General features: G+C 70.3%; 17 protein-coding genes, 3 tRNA genes and 1 pseudogene. 13 read left to right on the top strand and 8 right to left on the bottom strand.

Annotated elements, in window-relative coordinates:
* Positions 1-5: 5 nt before the first annotated feature.
* From JK363_RS06815 to JK363_RS06800, 4 genes and pseudogenes are all read right to left on the bottom strand, one after another.
* Positions 6-2,180, bottom strand: coding sequence for a mannosyltransferase YkcB-related protein (locus JK363_RS06815; protein ID WP_201872450.1), 2,175 nt, complete (start codon positions 2,178-2,180; stop codon positions 6-8).
* Positions 2,177-3,556 carry a bifunctional glycosyltransferase family 2/GtrA family protein gene (locus JK363_RS06810; protein ID WP_236075593.1) on the bottom strand — a complete coding sequence of 460 codons (1,380 nt, stop codon included), beginning with the start codon at positions 3,554-3,556 and terminating at the stop codon, positions 2,177-2,179. Before JK363_RS06810 ends, JK363_RS06815 begins: the two co-directional genes overlap by 4 nt.
* Positions 3,557-3,581: 25 nt before the next feature.
* Positions 3,582-5,228: pseudogene (locus JK363_RS06805) on the bottom strand (sensor histidine kinase).
* Between the two features lie 70 nt (positions 5,229-5,298).
* Positions 5,299-6,036 carry a response regulator transcription factor gene (locus tag JK363_RS06800; RefSeq protein ID WP_236075592.1) on the bottom strand — a complete coding sequence of 246 codons (738 nt, stop codon included), beginning with the start codon at positions 6,034-6,036 and terminating at the stop codon, positions 5,299-5,301.
* Between the two features lie 167 nt (positions 6,037-6,203).
* On the opposite strand from JK363_RS06800, the gene JK363_RS06795 reads away from it, so the two are divergent.
* Complete coding sequence (locus JK363_RS06795; protein WP_201872449.1) at positions 6,204-7,079, top strand: LLM class F420-dependent oxidoreductase; 876 nt, start codon at positions 6,204-6,206, stop codon at positions 7,077-7,079.
* A 152-nt stretch (positions 7,080-7,231) separates the two neighbouring features.
* On the opposite strand, the gene JK363_RS06790 is transcribed toward JK363_RS06795, so the two are convergent.
* Complete coding sequence (locus JK363_RS06790) at positions 7,232-8,128, bottom strand: amidohydrolase family protein (protein ID WP_372444722.1); 897 nt, start codon at positions 8,126-8,128, stop codon at positions 7,232-7,234.
* Between the two features lie 320 nt (positions 8,129-8,448).
* Here JK363_RS06790 and JK363_RS06785 point away from each other — a divergent pair, with 320 nt between their 5' ends.
* Positions 8,449-9,144, top strand: coding sequence for a hypothetical protein (locus tag JK363_RS06785; protein WP_201872448.1), 696 nt, complete (start codon positions 8,449-8,451; stop codon positions 9,142-9,144).
* 84 nt (positions 9,145-9,228) lie between these two features.
* On the opposite strand, the gene JK363_RS06780 is transcribed toward JK363_RS06785, so the two are convergent.
* A tRNA-Met gene (locus JK363_RS06780) sits at positions 9,229-9,302 on the bottom strand.
* A gap of 217 nt (positions 9,303-9,519) precedes the next feature.
* Here JK363_RS06780 and JK363_RS06775 point away from each other — a divergent pair.
* The 9 genes from JK363_RS06775 (at position 9,520) to JK363_RS06735 (ending at position 17,313) form a co-directional block, all read left to right on the top strand.
* Positions 9,520-10,203 carry a hypothetical protein gene (locus tag JK363_RS06775; protein WP_201872447.1) on the top strand — a complete coding sequence of 228 codons (684 nt, stop codon included), beginning with the start codon at positions 9,520-9,522 and terminating at the stop codon, positions 10,201-10,203.
* Between the two features lie 158 nt (positions 10,204-10,361).
* The gene (locus JK363_RS06770; protein WP_201872445.1) at positions 10,362-11,081 is read left to right on the top strand and encodes an alpha/beta fold hydrolase; all 720 of its coding nucleotides are present in this window, start codon (positions 10,362-10,364) and stop codon (positions 11,079-11,081) included.
* A gap of 40 nt (positions 11,082-11,121) precedes the next feature.
* The gene (locus JK363_RS06765; protein ID WP_201872443.1) at positions 11,122-11,775 is read left to right on the top strand and encodes a class I SAM-dependent methyltransferase; all 654 of its coding nucleotides are present in this window, start codon (positions 11,122-11,124) and stop codon (positions 11,773-11,775) included.
* A 292-nt stretch (positions 11,776-12,067) separates the two neighbouring features.
* A complete protein-coding gene (locus JK363_RS06760; RefSeq protein ID WP_201872441.1) occupies positions 12,068-12,619 on the top strand; it encodes an EF-hand domain-containing protein in 552 nt (183 codons plus the stop codon).
* Between the two features lie 1,075 nt (positions 12,620-13,694).
* A complete protein-coding gene (locus JK363_RS06755) occupies positions 13,695-13,979 on the top strand; it encodes a hypothetical protein (RefSeq protein ID WP_201872440.1) in 285 nt (94 codons plus the stop codon).
* 32 nt (positions 13,980-14,011) lie between these two features.
* A complete protein-coding gene (locus JK363_RS06750; RefSeq protein WP_201872438.1) occupies positions 14,012-14,767 on the top strand; it encodes a Crp/Fnr family transcriptional regulator in 756 nt (251 codons plus the stop codon).
* 420 nt (positions 14,768-15,187) lie between these two features.
* Positions 15,188-15,802, top strand: coding sequence for a hypothetical protein (locus tag JK363_RS06745; RefSeq protein WP_201872436.1), 615 nt, complete (start codon positions 15,188-15,190; stop codon positions 15,800-15,802).
* A 204-nt stretch (positions 15,803-16,006) separates the two neighbouring features.
* Complete coding sequence (locus JK363_RS06740; protein ID WP_201872434.1) at positions 16,007-16,627, top strand: DUF4352 domain-containing protein; 621 nt, start codon at positions 16,007-16,009, stop codon at positions 16,625-16,627.
* Positions 16,628-16,935: 308 nt separating this feature from the next.
* Positions 16,936-17,313, top strand: coding sequence for a hypothetical protein (locus JK363_RS06735; protein WP_201872431.1), 378 nt, complete (start codon positions 16,936-16,938; stop codon positions 17,311-17,313).
* A 344-nt stretch (positions 17,314-17,657) separates the two neighbouring features.
* On the opposite strand, the gene JK363_RS06730 is transcribed toward JK363_RS06735, so the two are convergent.
* Positions 17,658-17,730 (bottom strand) — tRNA-Arg (locus JK363_RS06730).
* Positions 17,731-18,040: 310 nt separating this feature from the next.
* Positions 18,041-18,131: transfer RNA gene (locus JK363_RS06725), tRNA-Ser, on the bottom strand.
* Between the two features lie 204 nt (positions 18,132-18,335).
* On the opposite strand from JK363_RS06725, the gene JK363_RS06720 reads away from it, so the two are divergent.
* Both JK363_RS06720 and JK363_RS43710 read left to right on the top strand, forming a co-directional pair.
* The gene (locus tag JK363_RS06720; protein ID WP_201872429.1) at positions 18,336-18,785 is read left to right on the top strand and encodes an SSI family serine proteinase inhibitor; all 450 of its coding nucleotides are present in this window, start codon (positions 18,336-18,338) and stop codon (positions 18,783-18,785) included.
* Between the two features lie 234 nt (positions 18,786-19,019).
* Positions 19,020-23,285, top strand: coding sequence for a hybrid sensor histidine kinase/response regulator (locus JK363_RS43710; protein WP_201872427.1), 4,266 nt, complete (start codon positions 19,020-19,022; stop codon positions 23,283-23,285).
* Positions 23,286-23,311 lie beyond the last annotated feature (26 nt).

Raw genomic sequence — 23,311 nt, 5'->3', positions numbered from 1 at the left:
CAGCATCAGGACCTCGAGGTCGTCGACGGCGAGGTCAGGTCGTAGAGGGTGGTGTCGCCGACGGTGACCTTTTTGAAGGTGCTCTCGACCCATGAGGTGATCTTGGAGGAGGTGCCGGTGCTGCCACCGCCGGGGCCGCCGCCCCACCCGGTACCGGAGGCGATGAAGTAGTGAATCTTGCCCTGCTTCACATACTCCTTGAATTGGGCGAGGGTTGGTGAGGGATCACTGCCGTTGAAGCCACCGATAGCCATCACCGGCTTCTCGGTGGCGAGTTGGTAGCTCGCGGCGTTCTGCGAGCCGATCGCCGCCGCGGCCCAGGTGTAGTCGTCGGCATCCTTCGCCAGTGCCGCCTTCTCCTGGGAGCCGACCTCACGACCACCGAGCAGTCCGCCCATACCGCCCTTCATGCCGCCGCCCTGGCCACCGCCGCGCGGTAGGCCCTGGCCACCCGGGCCGCCCTGCTGTCCGTTCGGGCCCGGGGCGCGCCCGTTGCCGTTACCGTTGCCGTTCTGCTGGGGCGTACCACCGCCCGGGAAGCCGCCGCCGGGAAAGCCGCCGCCGGGGAACGCCCCGTTCTGGCCGCCCGGTTGACCGCCCTTGTTCGAGCCCTGCTGACCGCCCCGCATCCCCGGTGGCAGGCCCGGGAAGCCGCCGCCCCCAGGTCCGCCCCGGCCGCCCGACACCGCGGGACCGGCCATCACGATCGAGCCCCCGTGCGGGGTGCCGACCGTGCTCAGCGTGTACGCCACCGGCCCGGCCAGCGCCGTCGCGAGCCCCAGCCCGGCCACCCCCAGCGCGGCCCCGCGGCCCAGCCGCGTCACCAGCAGCAGCCCGGCGCCCGTCACCAGTCCGCCGATCAGCACCACCCAGCGCAGCCACGGATACCAGTCCGCGGACCGGCCCAGCAGGACGTACGACCAGACGGCCGTGACCGCCACCGTGACGGCGAGCACCGCCGGAGCCACCGCCCCCGAGGACCGCCGCTCCCACAGCAGCACCGCCCCCATGCCGACGATCGCCGCGATGTACGGCGCGAGCGCGACGTTGTAGTACTGGTGGAAGATCCCGGACATAAAGCTGAAGGTGGCGAATGTCATCAGCAGCGCCCCGCCCCACACCAGGAACGCCGCCCGCCGCAGGTCCGTGCGCCCGGCCTGCCGGGTCAGCCAGACCCCCGCCATCAGCAGGATGAACGCCGCGGGCAGCAGCCAGGCGATCTGGCCGCCCATGTCGGAGCCGAAGAGCCGGTCGATACCGGTCTCGCCCCACATACCGCCCCCGCCACCGCCGGCACCGCGTCCGCCGCCACCGACACTTCCGGTCTCGTCGCCGTTGATCCGTCCCAGGCCGTTGTAGCCGAAGGTCAGCTCCAGAAAGCTGTTGTCCTGCGAACCGCCGATGTACGGACGCGACGACGCGGGCAACAGCTCGACGATCGCGACCCACCACCCGCCGGAGACCACCATCGCGGCCCCGGCCGGCAGCAGTTGCCGGATCCTCCGGCCGAGCCCGGTCGGCGCGCACACCGCGTACACCAGTGCCAGCGGCGGCAGGATCAGCCACGCCTGGAGCGTCTTGGCCAGAAAGCCGAGCCCGAAGCAGACACCGGCCAGCACCAGCCACGTGGTACGCGCGTCCTCCAGCGCACGCAGTACGCACCACACCGCCGTGACCATCAGCAGACACAGCAGCGCGTCCGGGTTGTTGAAGCGGAACATCAGCGCGGCGACCGGGGTGACCGCGAGCGCCGCGCCCGCGATGAGCCCGGCCGCCGCGCCGAACCGGCGCCGTACGGCCGCGTACAGCACCCCGACCGTCGCCACGCCCATCAGCGCCTCCGGTACGAGGATCGCCCACGAGCTCAGCCCGAAGAGCCGCACCGACAGCGCCATCGGCCACAGCGCGGCCGGAGGCTTGTCGACGGTGATGGAGTTCGCGGCGTCGGAGGAACCGAAGAAGAACGCCTTCCAGCTCTCACTGCCCGCCTGCGCGGCGGCCGAGTAGAACTGATTGGCGTAGCCGGAGGCGCCCAGGCTCCACAGATAGAGCGTGGCGGTCACCGCCAGCAGCCCCCACAGCGCGGGCCGCGCCCACCGCGGATCCTCCGTGAGCGGTGCCGCGGAAGACGGCACGGCACGCCCGATCTGTCCGGCGCGGTCGTCGTAGGTGATGCTCATCGGCCGTTCCTGACGTCGCGGTCGGTGCGGTCGGTGGTGGCGGTCCCACGGTCGCGGTCGCGGTCGCGGTCACGGTCGCGGTCTCGAACGCGGTCTCGGTCGCGGTCGCGGTCCGGCGGAAAAACCCAGGCCCGGAAGAGCAGGAACCGCAGCACGGTCGCGGCGAGGTTCGCCGCGATCAGCACGGCCAGTTCGGTGCCATGCGAGGGGGTGCCGGGCGCGGCGGTGAGCGCGGCCAGCGAACCGCTGGTCAGCGCGAGGCCGATACCGAACACCACCAGCCCCTGCGCCTGGTGGCGCACCGCCCGGTCCCGTCCGCGTACCCCGAAGGTGAGCCTCCGGTTGGCCGCGGTATTGCCGAGCGCGGACAGCAGCAACGCCAGCGCGTTGGCCGTCTGCGGACCGGTGCCGAGCCGGAAGGCGGAGTACAGCAGCAGATAGACGAGCGTGCTGAGCGCGCCCACCACACAGAAGCCGACGAGCTGGCGCGGTAGTCCGCCCGGCACCCCGCTCAGTTCACGGTCGCGCGGATCGTCCCCGAAGGGCCGTCGCACCCGGTCCAGCGGCAGCGCACCGGTGGCCAGCGCGCGCCCCACCCGCCAGACGCCCTTGAGGTCATCGGTGGCGGTACGTACCAGATGCACCGTGCTGTGCGGGTCGTCCACCCAGTCCACCGGTACCTCGTGGATCCGCAGCCCCGCCCGCTCGGCCAGCACCAGCAGCTCGGTGTCGAAGAACCAGCCGGAGTCCTCGACCAGTGGCAGAAGCCGCTCCGCGACGTCCTTGCGGATCGCCTTGAAGCCGCACTGCGCGTCCGAGAAGCGCGCGGCCAGACTGCCGCGCAGGATCAGGTTGTACGCCCGCGAGATCAACTCCCGCTTGGGCCCGCGCACCACCCGCGCACTGCGGGTGAGCCGCGAGCCGATCGCCAGGTCGGAGTGGCCGGAGATCAGCGGGGCGACCAGCGGCAGCAGCGCGTTGAGATCGGTGGACAGATCGACGTCCGTATAGGCCAGTACGGGCGCCCCGGACAGCGACCACACCGTGCGCAGCGCCCGCCCCCGCCCCTTCTGCTCCAGCCGGACCGCCGTGACCTCCTCGAGCGTGTCGTCCAGGCGGGCCGCGATCTCGGGGGTGCGGTCCATACTGGCGTTGTCGGCGATGGTGATCCGGAAGGGGTAAGGGAAGGTGCGGACCAGATGGTCATGCAGCCGTCGTACGCACCGCTCGAGGTCGGCCTCCTCGTTGTAGACGGGGACGACGACGTCGAGCACCGGCCGGTCGCCGCCGACCGCCACAGGGCGGCGGGCGGGCAGCGTCGCCAGAGGGGTTCCGGGCGATGCCTCGGAAGGAGGGGGAGGAGTGTCGGTTCGCATGGGCCGACCTTCGCGAGCGGCGCTGTCACGGCTGTGTGGTCGACCTGTGGCCCACCTGTGAGTCCGCGACGCCTGACGATGACCCCCAGCGACGTCGCGCTCCTACGTCGCGCCCAGCTCGCCCAACGACGTCGCCGACCCGAGCCGTTGGGCAGAACGGTGGCCACCGATCCGCATGGGTGAGACGCGCACGGGCAGATGGACACCGAACACCGTGCGCCCCGGGGCGCTCTCCACCGTCACCGTGCCCCCGTGCGCCGCCACCACCGCGTGCACGATGGCCAGCCCCAGCCCCGTACTGCCCGCGGTCCGCGAACGCGAGGCGTCCCCGCGCGCGAAGCGTTCGAAGACATGCGGCAGCAGCTCGGGCGGAATGCCGGGCCCGTTGTCCTCGATCTCCAGCGAGACGCAGGGAGGTTGGAGCGCGGTCGCGGCCCCGGACGTACCGCCGCCGCGCAGCACCCGCGCGGTGACGACCGTCCCGGCCGGGGGTGTGCGTACGAGCGTTGCCGAGCAGATTGACGAGCACCTGGTGCAGCCGGGCGGCGTCACCGTGGACGACCGCCGGTTCATCGGGCAGCTCCAGCCGCCACGCATGGTCGGATCCGACCGCGCGGGCGTCGCTGACGGCATCGACGACCAGGGGCGAGAGATCGGCCGCCGCGCACTCCAGCGGACGGCCCGCGTCGAGCCGGGCGAGCAGCAGCAGATCCTCGACCAGGGCAGTCATCCGCCCGGCCTCGGACTCGACCCGGCCCAGCGCGTGCCGGGTGTCCGGTCCGATCTCCTCCCGGCCGCGTCGGGTCAGCTCGGCGTAGCCGCGGATCGAGGCGAGTGGCGTCCGCAGCTCATGGCTGGCGTCGGCGACGAACTGCCGTACCCGTGTCTCGCTCTCCTGCCGTGCCGCGAGCGCCGATTCCACATGCCCCAGCATGCGGTTGAGCGCCGCGCCCACCTGGCCGACCTCGGTCCGCGGATCGGCCTCGGACGGGGGAACCCGTTCATGGAGCGCCACCTCTCCGCTGTGCAGGGGGAGTTCGGAGACCCGGGTCGCGGTCGCGGCCACCCGGCGCAGCGGGCGCAGCGAGATGCCGACCATGGCGGCACCGGCGATCCCGGCCGCGACCAGTCCGGCGGCGGTCACACAGACCTCGACGAGGATGAGGGTGTTGACGGTCTCCTGCGTCTGGCCGAGTGGGTGGGCCAGCACGATCCCGTTCTTCACCTTCCCCGGCTGGGCGATCACGCGATAGTCGCCGAGGCCGGGCAGTTCGACGGTGTGGACGTGTCCGTCCCGCGCCACGGACGCGAGCGCCTTCAGCTGGCCGCCGGTCAGCGGGTCCACCCGGCTCTCGAAGTCCAGGTCGGAGGTCATGGGGGTGTCATTGCTGCGGCCCGCCTGGGCGAGGGTGCCGCGTTCGTCGAACCGCGCCCCGACCGTGCCGATGGGCTGGCCGGGGGAGGCGATGAACATCACGTCCTCATGGGGCGGTTGTCCCGGCCTGTCCAGGAAGCGCCCGACCGAAGCACGCAGATCGTCGTCCACCTGGCCCTGGAGATAGGACCGCAGGGCGATGGTGGTGACCGAGCCGATCACCGCGCAGACCACCGCGATCAGCGCGACCGCCGAAACCACCAGACGGGTGCGCAACGACCAGGGACGGCGTACCACGCGCCGCCCCCGCGCCGCCCCTGCCGTACACGCACCTCCCGCCGTACGCCCCGCCGTACGCGCCACGGCCCTACTCCCCGGACTTGAGCAGATACCCGGCTCCCCGCCGGGTGTGGATCATCGGGCTGCGCCCCGCGTCGATCTTCCGCCGCAGATAGGAGATATAGAGCTCGACGACATTGGCCTGGCCACCGAAGTCATAGCTCCAGACCCGGTCGAGGATCTGCGCCTTGCTGAGCACCCGCCGCGGATTGCGCATGAGATAGCGCAGCAGCTCGAACTCGGTCGCCGTGAGGTGGATCTCCTGCCCCCCGCGCCACACCTCGTGGCTGTCCTCGTCCAGCACCAGGTCGCCGACGGCCAGTACCGAGTCCGCTCGCGCCGCGGCCGCCCCCGACCTGCGCAGCAGCCCGCGCAGCCGGGCGACGACCTCCTCCAGGCTGAAGGGCTTGGTCACGTAGTCGTCGCCGCCCGCCGTCAGCCCGGCGATCCGGTCCTCGACCGCGTCCCGCGCGGTCAGGAACAGCACCGGGACATCGGGCAGCTCACGGCGCAGCCGCCCCAGCACCGCAAGACCGTCCATGTCCGGCAGCATGACGTCCAGGACAACGGCGTCGGGCCGCAGCTCGCGCGTGGTCCGTAGCGCCTCGGCGCCGTCACCCGCGGTGCGTACCTCCCAGCCCTCGTAGCGCAGGGCCATCGACAGCAGATCGGCGAGGGCCGACTCGTCGTCCACCACCAGCACCCGTACGGGGCTTCCGTCGGGGCGCAGCAGCTCGGTACGCCCTGGGGGCGGGGTCGCCATCATGGTCCGCAGCCTCCAGGACCGGTCTGAGAGCTCCCTTTCGGCAATCTGTGAAAAGGCTGAGAATCCGGTATGAGCGAGCGGGCGGCGGAGCGGCGACGAGGGTGAACCGCGTAGGCCGAACGAGCCACCCAGGGAATTTCCGGAAAGGATCACCAGGTTCCCAGGGCATGGCTTCTCATCCCGCACTCGGCACCATCGGCATCTGGACCGGCGCTCTCCACTCCACCGACCCGGCGAAGCACTCGCAGGTCAGGGAGGCGGCGGCCGAAGTGGACGAACTCGGCTACGGCGCACTCTGGCTCGGCGGCAGCCCCAGCCCGGACGAGGCCGCCTTCCTGCTGGACGCGACCTCCCGGATCACCGTGGCCACCGGCATCCTCAACATCTGGGACCACGAGCCCGGCTCTGTGGCCGAGCGGTACGCCGCCATCGACGCCACCCACGAGGGCCGCTTCCTGCTGGGCCTCGGAGTGAGCCACGGTCAGCTGGTCGATCGGTACGCGCGCCCGTACTCCGCGATGAAGGACTACCTCACGGCGCTGGACTCGGCGCCGACCCCGGTCCCCGCCTCCCACCGCGTCCTGGCCGCCCTGGGCCCGAAGATGCTGGAGCTGTCCCGGGACCGCGCCGCCGGGGCGCATCCGTACCTCGTCACCCCCGAATTCACCGCCTCGGCGCGGGAGATCCTGGGGAACGAGGCACTGCTCGCGCCCGAACTCAAAGTGGTCCTGGACCCGGATCGGGAGCGTGCCCGCGCCACCGCCCGCAACTACCTCTCCTTCTACCTGGGGCTGCCCAACTACACCAACAACCTGCTGCGGCTGGGCTTCTCGGAGAAGGACTTCGCGGACGGCGGCAGCGACCATCTCATCGGGTCCGTCTTCGTCCTGGGCGACGCCGAGGCGGTGCGCCGCCGGGTGGACGAGTTCCTGGCCGCGGGCGCGGACCATCTGGCGATCCAGGTGGTGACGGCGAACGCGTTCGAGGACATGCCGCGGGCGGAGTGGCGCACCCTGGCCGAGGCGCTGCCGCTGCGCGGATGAGCGGCTGAGCCGACGCGGCGGGAGCCGTGGGGCCGGGCGAGCCGGGCGGACGATCCGACGGGCCCCACGGCTCCCCGACGCCCCACGGCACCTGAACGCCCTCGGTTTCCCGAAGGCGCCAGCTCCCGAACCGTGTCAGATCCCGAGCGGCGTCAGATCCCGAACAGCCGGGCCGCGTTGCCGTAGCAGACCGCGCGCAGCCACTCCTCGTCCTGGTCGAGCCGGGTCAGGACCTCCAGGGCATGCCCGTACGGATAAGGGAGGTTGGGGAAGTCGCTGCCGAAGAGGACCCGGTCGCCCAATGCCGCGAGCCGCCCCCGTTCCGCCGGCGGGAAGGGCCAGCGGGCCTCGATGAAGTCGGTGAAGACCATGGTGGTGTCCAGGTGCACACCGTCGTACCGTTCGGCCAGCGCCATGAAGTCCGTGTACTCCGGCAGCCCCATATGCGCGATGATCAGCCGCAGCCGGGGATGGCGGGCGAGCACCGCGGCCACCGGCTCGGGGCCGGTGTGCTTGCCCGGCGCCGGGCCCGAGCCGCAGTGGATGACCACGGGCGTACCGGTCTCGGCGAGCAGCCCCCACACCGGGTCGAGCAGCGGGTCGCCCGGATCGTAACCGCCCACCTGCACATGCGCCTTGAAGACACGGGCGCCGTTCTCCAGCGCCTCCCGCACATAGCCCTCGACGCCGGGCTCGGGGAAGAAGGTCGCGGTGTGCAGACAGTCGGGCGTACGCTCCGCGAACCCGGCCGCCCACTGGTTCAGCCACACCGCCATGTCCGGCTTGTGCGGATAGAGCATCGATGTGAAGGCCCGCACCCCGAACCCGCGCAGCGCCGCGAGCCGTTCGTCCTCCTCGTCGCGGTACATGACGGGCCAGGGCATGCCGACGAGCGGCCCCGCGTCGAAGTACGCCCAGACCTTGTCCAGTACACGCTGGGGCATGAAGTGCGTGTGCACATCGATGAGTCCGGGCAGCCCGAGCCCCTGCCAGAACCGCCGAACCGCGTCTGGTGCGTCCGCCATGTCTTCCGCGCCTGGATCACTCATACGGGTCACCGTACGGCTGTGCGTCCCACGCTCGCCCCGGCCCCGGCCCCGGCCCCGGCCCCGACGTCCGGTGTGCTACAGCCGCGTTTCAGCCCCGCTGCGGGACCATGACAGCCGTGACCAGGGATTTTGCCAAACGCATGAGGGAGTGGGGTACAAGATCCCTGAAGTGCCGGATCCCTGCGGGATCCTTGGGTAGGCCCGACCCGCGCCACCACCGGCCAACGGCGCCACCGCCACCACCGCCCGAGGGCAACGTCGCCCAACGGCCCACCGCCTGACGGCAGCACAGTCTGCTCTGACCACCACGGGGGACAGCCATGCACCACATACCGGTCCGCACGCGCACCGCAACCGCAGTCGCCTGCGCGATCGGCGCCCTCGGCATCGCCTCCCTCACCACCGGCTGCGCCGACGGCGGCCTGGCCGAGCGGGCGCGGCCCGCCGGTTCCGCGCACCAGGCGGCCGACGACGATGGCCGCAAACCGCTCGCCCTCGGCACCCCCACGTCCGTCACCTACCGGCGTGGGTCGGACCATCAGCGCGGTGTCCTGGAGGTGACGGCGGTGAGCGTACGGAAGGGCGCGGAGGCCGATCTGCGGAAGGCGGGGCCGCGGGCCGAGACGCGGACGGCACAGCCGTACTACGTCACCATGCGCTTCGAGAACACCGGTGACCGCTCCCTCCACTACCCCTTCCTCAACGCCCCCACCGGGCTGAGGGACAGCAGCGGTACCGACGACCAGCCGCTCGTCACCGACAACGAGGTGGCGGCGTGCCCGGGGAAGGACCCGGACGACTTCGCGGTGGGCGCGCGGATCACCCTGTGCAAGGTGTTCCTGGTGCCGAACGGGCTCAAGCCGACGGCAGTGACGTACAGCACAGGCGATGCGGCCAAGCGACCGGTGCGGTGGAAGATCAGCGAGGCGGACGCGGCGGGTTCGGCGGGGTCTACGGGCACGAGGCGCACGACGGATGTGGCGGGAGACACAGGAAGGACAAGGGCAACGGGCTGACGGCCCCGGGCCCCCGGCCCCCTGCCCTGGGCGCCAATGACCGAGGGCCCGGCACAGAAGCTGTGCCGGGCCCTCGATGAGGAGTAGCGGGGACAGGATTTGAACCTGCGACCTCTGGGTTATGAGCCCAGCGAGCTACCGAGCTGCTCCACCCCGCGTCGATGTCTGTAACCCTACGTCATTCCTTCCGCCGAGGGAAATCCATCAAGGACGGCCGGTTACTTTGCAACGGCCAGGTCCCAGCCCGGCTGCGAACGGATCCCCCCAGGCTGACCGGCACGTTTGTCGAGGCCATGATGATGTCCGGCATCACGCGTCACCGCCGCAACACCGTCACCACGACATAACTCACACTTCACAACGGGGAACCACACCATGCACAACCGATCCGCCCGCCGTACGCGGCGCACCGCCGCCGCCCTCCTCTGCGCCGCCGGTCTCGCGCTCGGCGCCACCGCCTGCAACGAGGACGCCGCCCAGGACGCGGGCAGCAGCGAATCCCCCGCCAAGGACAAGAAGCCGACCGCCCCGGCGAGCAAGGGGACGGACACGGGGGACAACGGCGACCAGGGGTCCGGCAGCAACGGTGGCAACGGCGTGGACGCCGATGCCAACAAGACCATCCCCCTCGGCCAGACGTCCGCCCTCACCTACAAGCGCTCCAACAAGACGGCCACCCTGGAGGTCACCGCGAAGAGCGTGGCCAAGGGCTCCCAGGCGGATCTGTCCGGGCTGAGGCTGGACTCCGAGGCCAAGGGGCTCCAGCCGTACTACGTCACGATGGCCTTCAAGAACATCGGCGACAACACCCTCAAGTACCCCTTCCTCATCACCCCCACCAACCTCCGCGACAGCAAGGGCAATGGGGCCAAGACCCTGATCGCCCCGGATGACGCCGTGAAGTCCTGCCCGGGCAAGGACCCGGACAACTTCGGCCCCGGCGCAAACGCCACCATCTGCAAGATCTTCCTGCTCCCCAAGGGCGAGAGCCCGTCCACGGTGCTCTACAACGGCGACTTCGACAAGGGCCCGGTCTACTGGAAGGCCACCAAGGACTGACGCCCTTCCCCTGACCACCGATGTGGCCGGTTCCCGCGGCGGAACCGGCCACATGGCTGTCAGCCCCCGTCCACATCGCACCCCCGACCTATAGAGTCCGTTCACACACGTTCACTCACGTTTACTCACTGGGTTGAGCTGGGGGAGCTCTGACATCCATGGAATCGACGCCCATCGTCCTCGTCCACGGGACACGCTTCAGCGCGGGCCAGTGGAGCTACCAACTCGACGCGCTCCGCCGTCACTTCCCGGTCACCGCCGTCGATCTCCCGGGCCACGGCGCCCGTTTCGCCGAGCCCTGGAGCCTGGGCGCCGCTACGGAGATCGTCGCGGCCGCCGTGGACTCCCTCGACCGCGGACCGGCCCTGGTCGTCGGGCATTCGCTGGGCGGCTATGTCGCGCTGGAGTTCGCGCGGCGCTTCCCGGAACGGCTGCGCGGACTGGTCCTCGCCGGAGCCAGTGCCACCACCCGCGGCCCGTTGACGGCCCCCTACCGCTTGGTCGCCGGCCTGGTCCCCCGTATCCCGGCCGACCGGCTGACCCGCTGGAACGACCGATTCCTGCGCCGCCTCCATCCCCCGGAAGTGGTGGGCGCCACGATCCGCTCCGGCTACGCCTTCCACACCCTCCCGGCCGCCTGGGGCGAGGTCCTCGGCCGCTTCGACGCGAGCGCGATGCGCCACGTCGCCGCCCCCGTGCTGATCCTCAACGGTGAGAAGGACCCGCTCTTCCGCGCCGGTGAGCGCGAGTTCGCCCGCGCCCACCCCAACGCCCGCATCGAGCTGATCCCCCGGGCCCGTCACCTCTCCAACTTCGACGCCCCGGCCGTCTTCACCGATGCCATCCGCCGCTTCGCCCGCGAACTCCCCGCAGACTGACGGAACTTCGGATGTCAGTGACTTCCCCTACCTTCGCCGTGTGACCGAACCCTCCTACCTCACCGCCGTCCGGGAGTCGTACAACACCGTCGCCACCGCCTACACCGAACGTGTCCCGCCCCCGGCCGAGCTGGATCCACTGTCCCGCGCGATGCTGGCCGCCTTCGCCGAACTCGTGCGGACCGCCGACCGCGGCCCGGTGGCCGACCTGGGCTGCGGCCCCGGCAAGGTCACCGCCCACCTCGCTCAGCGGGGCGTCCGGGCCTTCGGTATCGACCTGTCGCCCAAGATGGTCGAACTGGCCCGAGAGGCTTATCCGGGCCTGCGGTTCGCCGTCGGTTCCATGACCGCCCTCGACATCGAGAACGACCACCTCGGCGGCATCCTCGCCTACTACTCCACCCACCACACCCCGCCGGAGCTGCTACCCGTCGTCTTCGGCGAATTCCATCGCACCCTGGCACCCGGCGGACATCTGATGCTGTGCGGCTACGTCGGAGACAACGAGCGTCTGCGCCCCACCCGTGCCTACGGCGACCACCCCGTCTCCTTCGAGTCCCACCTGCTCCCACCCCATCACCTCGCCGGCCTCCTCACTCAGACCGGATTCGCGCTCACCGCCCAGCTGACCCAGTCCCCCGCCGAAGGCCGGAAGAGAACGGTGGCCTGCTTCCTGGCCCGTAAACCGGCATGACCCAGTGAGATCCATACCGATGTGGTCGGCCTCTGCCAGACCGACCGCAGTCTGTTTTCGGTGTGTGGCCGTGAAGACAGCGGCGGAATCGGCGCGTCCGGACGGGCAACGACACCCGTTGCCGCCCCGCGGGCGACCCCATATGACAACGCCACCAACCCCAGCCCCACCAGTGCACATCGCCGTTGCGGGCGCTGCCGAAATAGGTGAACTATGGACGCTGCGGTTGAGCACACCGCAAGGTCCACAAAGCTGTCCAGGTCAGTACAGACCCTATGAGAGGGGACATGGCATGAGCACCATGGCGGCCGACCTCATCGGCGAAAAGCTGGGACGAAAGTTCCAGGCACTGGACCGCAACAACGACGGCTACCTGGAGTGGGAGGACTGCCAGCTGCTCATCGACCGCTACCACCAGGTCTTTGACCTCGGCAAGGACGACACCCGTGGCGCGAGCCTTCAGGCGTTCTTACAGATGTACTGGCAGGAGCTGCTCCGCCACTCCGGAGCCAAGAACCAACGCCTGAGCCAGGAGGAGTTCGTCCAGGCCAGTCGGCTCGCCAGCGTCGACACCAGCCGGGTCAACATCGTCGACGGCAGCGCCCACGCCATCTTCGACTGCGTCGACGCCAACGGCGACAACCAGATCACCAAGGACGAGTTCGCCCACTACCTCAAGGAAGTCTGGCAGCTCACCGCGCCGGACGCGCTGGACACCTTCACCGTGCTCGACGCGGACGGAGACGGAGTCATCTCGCGCCAGGAGTTCGTCCGGGCGACCCGCGAGTACTTCTTCTCCGCCGACTCCAACGCCGCCGGCAGCCTGTTCTTCGGGCGCATCTAGCACCGGATCGAGTCGGCAGGTCCCACTCGGCCCCGACGCGATCACATGACCCCGTCGGGGCCGACCGTGTGCCCCCGTCGTCCCACCTGACCTGTCCGCCCAGCGGCTGACGTCAGTTGGGCTGTCACCACATACGCCAGTGGTCCCTTCCGGTGCTCGGAAGGGGCCACTGAGCTGCTGCGCGCTCGGCAGGATTCGAACCTGCAACCTCGTGAATGCGTAGGTTCGGGCAGCGCCCCGCACGGGCCGCCTCGGGCGCCGCGGGCGAACATCGCTCTCCCCGCTTGCGGGAGGAAGACACCTCGTACGTGAAAACCGTGAACAACCGAGACGCCAATTTTCTCGCTCGGCAGCCAAGCTTGTGGAACGTGAGACGAGGCAGGGAAGGCAAGCACCCTGCGAATATGAGGCGTACCAGCGAGTAGTCCTATCAACTTTCCACGTTTTTAAGCGGGTTGGACCTCGGAGGAAACTGCTAAATAACCCCTACTGGGAGGGATAAGGCGCGAGACCTCGCGCAAAATCCATGCCGCGAGGGGTTTTTCTGTCTACCCAGACTGTTACCTAGTCACTGCTGAAACGGCTTAGGAAAGGTCTCGCTCAGCATCGCCGGGCGACCCCCAGGGTGGCTCCCTCGGGGGCCCGGCACCTCACATGGCCTCGTCCCGATCGGGACGAGGCCATTGTTCTTCCTGGTCAGCAGCGCGTGCGCGAGGGCCGACAGGTGGTAGCGCACGGTGACCATTCCAGAGGTGGTGCCACCCATCGCCGTTATCGAGAAGCGCAGCGCAGTGCAAGTAACCACGCCGCTGAGCGCGCGTCGGGGAATGGGTCAGGATGTGAGGTGACGTTCCGTCGGAACCGGAATGATTCCCTCTGGATGGGCTTTAGTTGGACCTCTGTCTCTCGTCGGATACTCTCTGTCGATAACCGGTGGCGGAGGAGCCCTAGCCAGGTTCTCGCATGCGGCCGGCAGCAAGTGCAGAGACCTTTCCGTTCACCACGTCGTTGCGGTCGAGTTCTGGTCGCTGATCGGTGCTCGACCGCACGTTCGTCGACGCTCCTTGGAGAGCCGTTGTTCAGCATCAAGCCGCTCGACGCGGTGGTGTTGATCTTCATGATCGCACTGATATCCGCCTGCTACGCAATTCGCCGACTGGAAAACAAGCCCGCCCGCGTCGCCACCGTAATCCTTGCGCTCGCCGCGTTAGTAGGTGCGCTGGCGCCTGCCGTCAGGCTCCTGATCGGGGGGACGGGACCCGCTTCCACACACGTCGTTGTCCCCTCTGTACCCGACGAAGCCGCGTCCCCTGTGGCGTCGCCGTCGCGATCCGGTCCGGCAGCAGGGGTGGGGAAGTGACGAGTCCACCTTGGGGTGAAGCGGAGGCCATCGTGCGCTCCCCCGAGATGGAGATGATCCGGAACTACTTCGATCGATATGGCTTGCCGAAGGAGACGATGGCTGCTCTTGAGGATGCCTGTAGGGGGCGGAACTACCCCCGCGGCGGCAGCTTTTCCAACGGCGGGCGATACGTCCGCTTTGTCGTCCAGGGGTGCGTATCCGAGCACACGCCGTCGGGCGAGACACGTCTGTGGGGCAGGCATGCCGTCATCGGTGATCTCTACGTAGGTCGCCGGTTCGTGAAGAGTGGTCGGCTTCGGCCTCCTCGTGGGCGCGGCAAGTTCTTGTCTGATGCACAGGCGATCGTCATCGGCACTGGAGCTCTCCACACGATGGCGTTGCACGACCCCGCCGTGATGCGCGTGATCAACGCCCTCAACATGGAGCGGAACGCGGTGATGGAGGAGGTGTACGCCGCTAACCGAAGGTCCCCGACGGCCCGCGTGGCCACGCTCCTCGACTATCTACTCGACGATGGGGGCTCGTCCAGATTCAAGTTGGTCAGGAAGACGGAGCACGATGGAAAGGTCGTCGTGATGGGCTTCGACAGGTCTCTGGCCATTGAAGGCCCCTCGCAGTCTCAGATCGCCGAAGCCTTGGCTCTTGGGCGTGCCACCGTCGAGAAGGTCATCGCGTCTCTGCGTAAGGATGGTGTTCTCGCGACCCCAAGTCCCGGCCTGCGCACCAACCGCTACTACGAGGTCAAAGACCGTGACAGGCTGAAGGAGATCGCGCTGGGGGCATGACGCTGCCATCCGCCACCCGACGTTGACGCAACGGGGCGGTCCCGGTCCCGGTAATCGCCCGGCTCGCCCCGCTGCGTGAGACAGCTTCTGTGCGCCTACTTCGAGTCCTCAGCGCTCCGGCTCGAGTGGCAGGCTGGTCGCTGTCTGATCGGAACGCTCGGCGATGGCCGTCAATGACCGCCGTCAGCCAGAGGTCGCTTCAGCCAGGGGATTCTTGACTGTCGCAGTTCCTTGGCCCGCCGTGCTGTCCTACGGCCAAGCCCCACCATAAGCGGCTGGCGAGCGGTGGAGCAGTTGTCCGGTCCGGCCGGGTGACGCCGCGCGCGAACGGGTGATTCAGGTGCTTTTCCTTGTTTCCAGGTGGAAGGGAAAAAGTGGCATTCATGCGCGAAGAGCACGCATGAGCACCTGGGAGGAAATATGCCGATACAAGCGAGCACGCTCGTGCGCGGCTGCTCGGTGCTGGTCACCGCCGCGGCGACCGTCGCCATGCTGGCTGCCCCTGCCGAAACCACCGAAGCCAAAGCCCACGACGGGCGGCCACGCGACGGGCAGGCGGCCGAGACCAGGCAGATCGCGTCCTCGGTCCTGGACGCGGACGAGAACGTCAAGTTCACCCTGACCGCGATCCGGTCCACGGTCGACCCGCTGAGGGCCACCGTCCGCCTGAAGGCCTTCGCCCGGCAGCACGGCCGGTTCATGCTGTCGGACGAGGTACGGGTCGGTGCGGTGGACAGCTTTTTCTGGTTCCCGGTCACCGGGCGAGGCGCGATCTGCGAGTTCTCGACGGCGAGCACCAACCCCGCGCCCGTCACCGCGAGCCTGCTGATCACCCCAGCGATCGGCTGCTCGCTGCCCCAGCACTTCGAGCTGCGGGACGGGAAGTTCAAGGCCGACGGCCACAGTGCGCGGGCCCCGCACGGCGGAGTGAGCACCGGCGGTGGCGGCATGGCCCAACGGACCGCCACCCAGGGAACGCCGACCGGCGTCCAGGGCGTTGCACCCCGCACGGCCCGCCGGTCGCTTTCGTACTGACCGGAGCCAAGGCCGTTGAACCGAGGTCCGGCTCGGTAGCTTCGCCACCGAGCCGGACGTCGTCACCATCCGGCAGACGTGGGACGGTTCGGCCGTGTTGGTGCCGTTCGGTTACACAACAAGCATTCCGCGTACATCGTTCTGTACAAGGATTCCCGTCGTCGCCACACCGACCTGGTTCACGGGAATGTACGAGGGAATGCCATGCACCGTTCCATCGCGGCCGCCGCGGCGGTCGTCACACTCACCGCCACCCTTGTGGCATGCGGCGGTTCGGACGAGGGCAGCAAGGCGGGCCCCACGAAGAACACCGGTTCCAGCGGCGCCGCGAAACCCGGCGGTGAGCAGACGCCTGACGCCGGGCCCGGCAGCGCGCAGCCGCCGGTCGGCAAGCTCGGCGACACCCTCGCGCTGGAGGGAAGCCCCACCAACCTGGACTCCAAGGGCACGGGCCGGGCCGACTTCACGTTGAAGAGGTACGTGGACCGCGCCCAGGCGAAGGTCGACTACTTCAAGGCTCCCGCCGGGGAGCGCCTGGTCGCAGCGGAGTTCACGATCGTCAACACCGGCCAGGGCACCTACCACTACACCCCGTACAACGAGGCGAAGGTCGTCGACTCGACCGGTAAGAGCTACGTCGGCAAGCCCGGATCCCCCACCGCCGGCGAGTCCCTGGACATCCCTCTGATCCTCCGGCCGGGCAAGCAGGCTGCCGGTTGGGTGATCTTCAACGTGCCGGAGGACGTGAAGATCACGGCCCTGACATACCAGATGGACGCCAACGGGCTCGACGAGGAACGCATGGGCAAGTGGACCCTCGGCTAGTACTCCAGTCTGGGCTGACCACGGGTGGAGGTTGCCGCGCTACCCAACGGACCTGTCGGATGCCGAGTGGGCCGGGGTCCGGCCGTTGCTGCCGGCGCCGGGGTGGCAGCGTGGCCGGGGCGGGCAGCTGGAAGCGTGCTGCCACCGGGTGATGCGGCCTCATATGGTGTGGCGTCAGGTCCCGCAGCGTAGGCGGTGTGACGCCTGTCATGGGAACAATCCCCCATGGCCACGTCGCGCCGCGCGTTTAGCATCTGCGCAGAGAGACCACCGCTTCGTGGTCATTCAATTCAGAGAGAGCAACACGCATGCATAAGTCCATACGCCGGGCGCTGATCGCCGCCCCCGCTTCCGCCGCCGTTTGCCTCGGCCTCGCCTTCACGATCGGCGCGGGCACGAGTTCGGCCGCCACCAACAACGTGAGCGAGCGGTACGCCCAGGGCTCCATGTCGTACAACTCGGCCACCGACACTGTCACGGTCAAGGACCTCAAGGCTGACGGCCGCACCTTCGCCGTCAGTCTCTTCGGGCCCGCCTCGGACAATGTCCGCGTGTGCAAGGTGGGCGGCAAGGGCCATTCCAAGACCTGCGACTTCAACTTCAACAGCGGTCGGCTGAACGTCCTGGTCTTCACCGAGCGGGGCAACCAGCACTGGGACATCGACAAGTTCCACATGGACGCCTGATCCACGGATCCGCGGACCGGGCCGCCAGTCGCCCCGCTCCGCCTCCACCACCTCGCTCGTCGTACGAGAGCTTCCCCCACTCGTCCATCGTGGGCCGGATCTTCGTCGACTCCAGGTGGTCCGCATCGGAGAGGCGCGGCGGCTCGGGGCCGTCGCGGACACGGACTGGGACCAGGCAGAACCGGAGGATCGCAGTGCGCGATGCGCGCAGCCAACGCGGGCTCGGATGGAGCGGCGTCCCGACAGCGGTCTGACGGGCCGGGGCTGCGGCTGATGTCAGTTGCGCGGTCACCGTATACGCCAGAGGCCCCTTCCGATGATCGGAAGGGGCCTCTGAGCTGCTGCGCGCTCGGCAGGATTCGAACCTGCAACCTCTTGATCCGTAGTCAAGTGCTCTATCCGTTAAGCTACGAGCGCTTGGCTTTGCGGCGGTTTTTCTTGCCGGTCGGCGTTGCGGGGACAACATTACATGACCTGCGGCGTCACGCGAAATCCGTTTGCCGCACCCTCCCTGACCTGCGAAAACTCCATATTTGGGGGTCGGCGCGCCCGCCGTCGCGGCGCACCGTGGAGGCGAGAGGTGATCCAGGTCAGGGGCGCGATACCCCGCAGCGTTTTCACTCAACGCATTCGATCAGATACCAGCAGTCATGCCAGCTCATCGGCAGCGGCAGACCCCCGCAAACACAGGAGCCCCGGCCTATTTCGGCCGGGGCTCCTGGAGAAGCGGAGGCTGAGGGATTTGAACCCTCGATGGGCTTTAAGGCCCAAACCGCATTAGCAGTGCGGCGCCATAGACCAGACTAGGCGAAGCCTCCAGCACACCAGTCCCATCACGCGAGCGCGATGTGGTGTGTGCAGATGATGTCACAGCCCAGCGGGATGTCACCAATCGCGCCCTACGGTACTCGGCGGGCGGGCACCACCGCAAAGCCCTATTGGCGGCGCAACGCGCGCTTCGGCGGCGCGTTAGAGGAGGCAGGGGCAGCGCGCCCCGGATCGATCACTCCAGGAGTGCCCCCATGCCCCTGCTGCACCGCATCGCCGTCACCGCCGCTGTCACCGCCGCCGCCTCCGTCGCCACACTGGCCCCCGCATGGGGGACGCCGCTGCCGCTGCCGCTGCCGATCGACGGGGAGAGCGCCGACCGGCTGGCGATCACCGTGAGTGAGACCGGAGATCCCGCGGATGCCGCGCGATATGTGCTCTCCTGCCACCCGGCCGGCGGTACGCATCCGCGGGCGCGGGCGGCATGTGGGCAGCTCGACTCGCAGACGGAGTGGGGGCGGGACCCCTTCGCGCCGGTGCCGCCCGGGGCGATGTGCACGGGGATGTACGGGGGGCCGGCCACCGCGTGGGTGAGCGGGCGGTGGGCGGGGCGGCCCGTCAACGCTCGCTTCGACCGCACCAACGGGTGTGAAATCGCCCGATGGAACCGATTCTCCGTGGTTTTGCGAACCTCTGGTAGCTGATGGGTGGTGATGGGAGCGGACCGGGGGATTGGCCCAGGACGGAGAAGGGCCGACCCTCGGAGAGGTTTGTCCGGGCGTGCGTCGAGACGCGTACGTCGTGCTGCGAGCTCCCTCTCATCTACCGTCGCGCCCGCCGCAGGTGCCCGTAGACTCCCCTAGAGACACTCCGCAGACGGGGCGGCAGAATGACCGCGGGTGTCAGCAAGGTGCGGTAGTCAGGGAGGAAGCGTCGTCGTGAGCAGCAGGCCATCCCGAGGCGCTGCTCGCCTCGCAGCGATACTCGACGCCCTTCCCGACGCACTGCTGCTGGTCAACTGCAATGGCACGGTCGTCAACGCCAACCACATCGCGCTCCAGTCCTTCGAGACACCGGGAACCGCCCTCGTCGGTCGTGGTCTGCTCGATCTGCTCCCCTCCTTCGATCCCAACCGCATTCCCGGGTCGATGCGGCGCCCCGCGGACGCGGAGCGGACGAGCGGCACCAAGCCGACCCGGATGATGGCCCGGCGCACCGACGGGGCGCAGTTCCCCGTCGAGGTGACCAGCGCCAATCTGGAGGATGGCCGGACCCCCTACGCCGATCAGTACAGCTACACCGGCGATGAGCTGCTGATGCTCATCGTGCGCGACCTGACCGGGACGCTCGACACCGAGGCCGAACTCGCCCGCCAGCAGCGCCAGACCGAGATGATCCTGCGCGCGGCGGCGGAGGGCGTGGTCGGCGTGGACACCGAGGGCAAGGTGGTCCTCGTCAACCCGTCCGCGGCGCAGATCCTCGGCTACCGGGCCAGTGACTTGGGCGGTCAGGAGCTTCACTCTCTGGTACACCACTCGCGCCCGGACGGTTCCCCCTTCGCGTACGAGGAATCGCCGCTCGCCGACTCCCTGCGGTCCGGCCGCAAGCACCGGGTGCGCGGTCAGGTGCTGTGGGCCAAGGACGGCAGCCAGGTTCCGGTCGATCTGACGACCGCGCCCGTACGGGACGGCGAGCAACTCGTCGGCGCCGTGATGACCTTCACCGACCGGCGCGCCGAGCGGGACCTGGTCGCGGCTCACACCGAGGAGGTGGAGGGCCTCACCTCCCAGCACGCCGAGGAGCTGGAGAGCCTCACCGCCAAGCACACCGCGGAGCTGGAGGAGCTCACCACCCAGCACACCCAGGCGCTGGACGACCTCCGGGGGCAGTTGGCCGGGGAGCGCGAGCGGTACGCGGAGCAGCTGGAGTCCCTCACCGACCGGAACACCCAGTTGCTGGCCGTGCTCGACCAGTCGCTGCGCGGGCCGCTGCTGGAGCTCCGCCACGAGCTGGGCGTCCTGGCCGACGACCCGGCCGGACAGCTGTGGCCGGAGGCCAACCAGATCCTGCACCACCTCGCCGCCGGGTACACCCGGATGACCACGCTCGTGGACAACGTCCTGAGCTACCAGCGGCTCGACGCGGACGGCGAGGAGCTGGCCCGGCGCGCGGTCTCCATGGACGAGGTCGTGGCGGCGGGTGTCGAGGGCGCGGTCGAGCTGATCGGCCCGGGCCGGGCGCAGTTCGCCGTGCATGCGCCGCCGATCGAGGCCGAGGTGGACGCGGATCGGCTGGCTCAGGCGCTCGCCCATCTCGTCGCGGACGTGGCCGGTGTCGACTCGACCGGCAAGGCGGCCTCGGGCGGCGCGGCGTCCGGGGACTCCACGATCGTCGTCGCGGCGGCGCAGCGCGGGAACGTCATAAGGGTCGAGGTGCGCGGGCCCTACGCGGGCGGCGACCCGGTGCACGAGCCCATCGTGCGCGGGATCGTGCGCCGGCACGGGGGCGTGCTCCAGACCCATGAGATGCCGGGTATGGGCGGACACGCCTATGTCCTGGAGGTACCGATCTCGGCCGCCGCCGCGGACCTGGAGCGCGCGAACGCCGCGTCGAGCGCGGAGCGCGGCGACGGTACACAAGGGCAGGGCACCTCCGGCGGCGGCACCTCGGGGAGCAGCACCTCCGGCGGCGGCACCTCCGGCGGTGGCACGGCCGGGAACGGCACCGGCCATACGCCGACCGGGCGCCGCCGGGCACGTCCGCACCCCGACGAGACCCCGGCCCCCGGCACGGCCACCCAGGACACCGACGGCAGCGGAACGCAGAACGGCGAGCAGAGCGCGGGCGCACCGGCCGAACAGCCCGCCGTGGGTGGCGACGACACCGGCGCGCACCAGAACGAGCCGCGGCCGACCGGGCGTCGCCGGGCACGCCCGCACCCCGACGAGACCCCGGCCCCCGGCACGGCCACCCAGGACACCAACGGCAGCGGAAGCGGGCACCACCGCCACGCCCGCGCCGACGACGCACCGGAGGCAGCCGCTCCGCAGCCGGTCGGCCCCGCCGGTATGGGCGTGGTGCCGCCTCAGGGCATGGCCGGGCAGGCCCCCGGCGGGCGGCGCGCCCGGCGCGGCGCCCCGGCCCAGGAGAACGGCGCGGCCCCCCGGTCCGCCCTCGCGCTCCCCCCAGCGGCGGCCGATGCCACCGACCCGGCGCCGCAGCAGCAGGTTCAGCCTGGCGCCATGCCCGCGCTGCCCGCCGCCCGCAGCCCCGAGCACGAACAGCAGCAGCAAGAACAGCAGCCGCCGCACGAGCAGCAGGAGCGCGAGCAGCAGCAGGCGCAGTGGGGCGATGCTCCGCAGGGCACCAACGGCGGCCAGCCGCAGCAGGCTTCCGCGCCGACCGGACGGCGCCGGGCCCGCCGGGCGCTGGCCGAGGCCCCGGAACGGCCGCTGTCCGACGAGGAACAGGCCCAGCCCCAGGGGCAGCCCGCGGAGGAGCCCGGCGCCGCCCGGTCCCCCTTCGCGCTGCCGCCCGCCGCGGCCGACCGGACGCCGGAGCACGGCGGGCTGCCGCCGGAGCTGGGCCCGGCCGGGCTGGTCCCCGCGCAGCACGGTCCCCTCGGCGCCACTCAGCCACAGGGCGGTGGCGGTCTTGCCGTACGCGGCGAGCCCGTACGCCCCAACGGCGCCCCCGGGCAGGGTGAGTCGGCCATGGCAGCGCTGCCCGCCGCCCGCGGTCCCGAGCACGAACAACAGCAGGAGCAGCAGCCCACCGGGCGGCGCCGGGCGCGCCGACCGCTCTCCGAGGAGCAGCCGGGTCCGGCCGCCCAGCCCAGCGGTCCGCCGTCGGGCCAGTGGTCGGCCACACCCGCGCGGCCAGGCTCCCAGCCGCTGCCCGCCGAGGCGCCGCCGGGCGCGGACACCACAGGGCGCGCGATCAGCGTGCGCACGCTGGGACAAGGGGTGCCGTTCGCCCAGCAGGCCGGTGAGCATGCCACCGGGCAGCATCCGACGGGTCAGCACCCCATCGGTCAGCAGCCCACCGGAGTGCAGCGCCCGGGTCAGCCGCAGGGCGGCCGTCCGCAGGGGCAGCAGCCCCCGCCTCAGTCCCAGACGCCCTCCGGCGGCACGGCCACGGCGGGGTCGGGCCGACGTCGCAAGCTGGCCGCCCGACCCGATGTGCCGGGTCCGGACCAGGGCGGTCCGGCACCGGAAGCCGCGGCGGCCGCCGACCGGACCCCGCCGCCCCAGGCCGGGACACAGCCGGGAGCGCCGTCCGGCGCACAGCCCGCGACGCCGTCGCGACCGCAGCCCGGAGCGGGCGCACAGCCGCATCGCGCGCCGGGGCCGCAGAGCTCGGGCCGGGCGTTCGCGATCGGCGCGCCGGACGAGGGCGCCGAGGGTCCGGAACCGCTGGACGGGCCGAACGGCGCCATCGAGATCGTCGACGACCGCACCCCGCCCCTGGACGACGAACTGCCGCCGGAGCCGCTGGACAATCCGCGCCGCCTCCTCGTGTGGCCCGCGCCGGACATGTCCACGCAGCAGGCGCTGAGCGACCGCGGCTACCGCCCGGTGATCGTCAACTCCCGGGAGGAGGTGGACGCGCAGATCGCCGCGTATCCGGCGGCGCTCTTCGTCGACCCGCTGACCGGGCCGATCACCCGTACCGCGCTTCAGTCGCTGCGTACGGCGGCGGTCGCCGCCGAGGTGCCGGTGCTGGTGACGGCGGGGCTCGGCCAGGCGACACGGGAGGCGGCGTACGGCGCCGACCCGGCCGTCCTGCTCAAGGCGCTCGCCCCGCGCGACAGTGAGCAGCACCCGCCCCGCGTACTGCTGATCGAGGAGCACGAGCCGATCGCGGCGGCGCTGACGGAGACGCTGGAGCGGCGCGGGATGCAGGTCGCCCGCGCGGCGACGGACGCCGACGCGGTGTCGCTCGCCGGGCAGATGCGGCCGAACCTGGTGGTGATGGACCTGATGCAGGTACGCCGCCGCCGGGCCGGGATCGTGGACTGGCTGCGTGGCAACGGTCTGCTCAACCGCACCCCGCTGGTCGTCTACACCGCGGCGGACATCGACCCGGGGCAGCTGTCGCGGCTGACGTCGGGCGAGACCGTGCTGTTCCTCGCGGAGCGCTCGACGAGCGCGGAGGTACAGGCCCGGATCGTGGACCTGTTGGCGAAGATCGGCACCAACTGACGCGGTGCGTCGGCGGGCGAGGGGCG

Source organism: Streptomyces coffeae, from assembly GCF_016741875.1.
Taxonomy (GTDB): Bacteria; Actinomycetota; Actinomycetes; order Streptomycetales; family Streptomycetaceae; genus Streptomyces; species Streptomyces coffeae.
This window is presented reverse-complemented; position numbering and strand designations above follow the sequence as displayed.

What these genes read in the sequence shown, in the direction of transcription:
- JK363_RS06815 (WP_201872450.1), bottom strand. Translation starts at nt 2,180, where the DNA reads ATGAGCATCACCTACGACGACCGCGCCGGACAGATCGGGCGTGCCGTG.
- JK363_RS06810 (WP_236075593.1), bottom strand. Translation starts at nt 3,556, where the DNA reads ATGCGAACCGACACTCCTCCCCCTCCTTCCGAGGCATCGCCCGGAACC.
- JK363_RS06800 (WP_236075592.1), bottom strand. Translation starts at nt 6,036, where the DNA reads ATGATGGCGACCCCGCCCCCAGGGCGTACCGAGCTGCTGCGCCCCGAC.
- JK363_RS06795 (WP_201872449.1), top strand. Translation starts at nt 6,204, where the DNA reads ATGGCTTCTCATCCCGCACTCGGCACCATCGGCATCTGGACCGGCGCT.
- JK363_RS06790 (WP_372444722.1), bottom strand. Translation starts at nt 8,128, where the DNA reads ATGAGTGATCCAGGCGCGGAAGACATGGCGGACGCACCAGACGCGGTT.
- JK363_RS06785 (WP_201872448.1), top strand. Translation starts at nt 8,449, where the DNA reads ATGCACCACATACCGGTCCGCACGCGCACCGCAACCGCAGTCGCCTGC.
- JK363_RS06775 (WP_201872447.1), top strand. Translation starts at nt 9,520, where the DNA reads ATGCACAACCGATCCGCCCGCCGTACGCGGCGCACCGCCGCCGCCCTC.
- JK363_RS06770 (WP_201872445.1), top strand. Translation starts at nt 10,362, where the DNA reads ATGGAATCGACGCCCATCGTCCTCGTCCACGGGACACGCTTCAGCGCG.
- JK363_RS06760 (WP_201872441.1), top strand. Translation starts at nt 12,068, where the DNA reads ATGAGCACCATGGCGGCCGACCTCATCGGCGAAAAGCTGGGACGAAAG.
- JK363_RS06745 (WP_201872436.1), top strand. Translation starts at nt 15,188, where the DNA reads ATGCCGATACAAGCGAGCACGCTCGTGCGCGGCTGCTCGGTGCTGGTC.
- JK363_RS06740 (WP_201872434.1), top strand. Translation starts at nt 16,007, where the DNA reads ATGCACCGTTCCATCGCGGCCGCCGCGGCGGTCGTCACACTCACCGCC.
- JK363_RS06735 (WP_201872431.1), top strand. Translation starts at nt 16,936, where the DNA reads ATGCATAAGTCCATACGCCGGGCGCTGATCGCCGCCCCCGCTTCCGCC.
- JK363_RS06720 (WP_201872429.1), top strand. Translation starts at nt 18,336, where the DNA reads ATGCCCCTGCTGCACCGCATCGCCGTCACCGCCGCTGTCACCGCCGCC.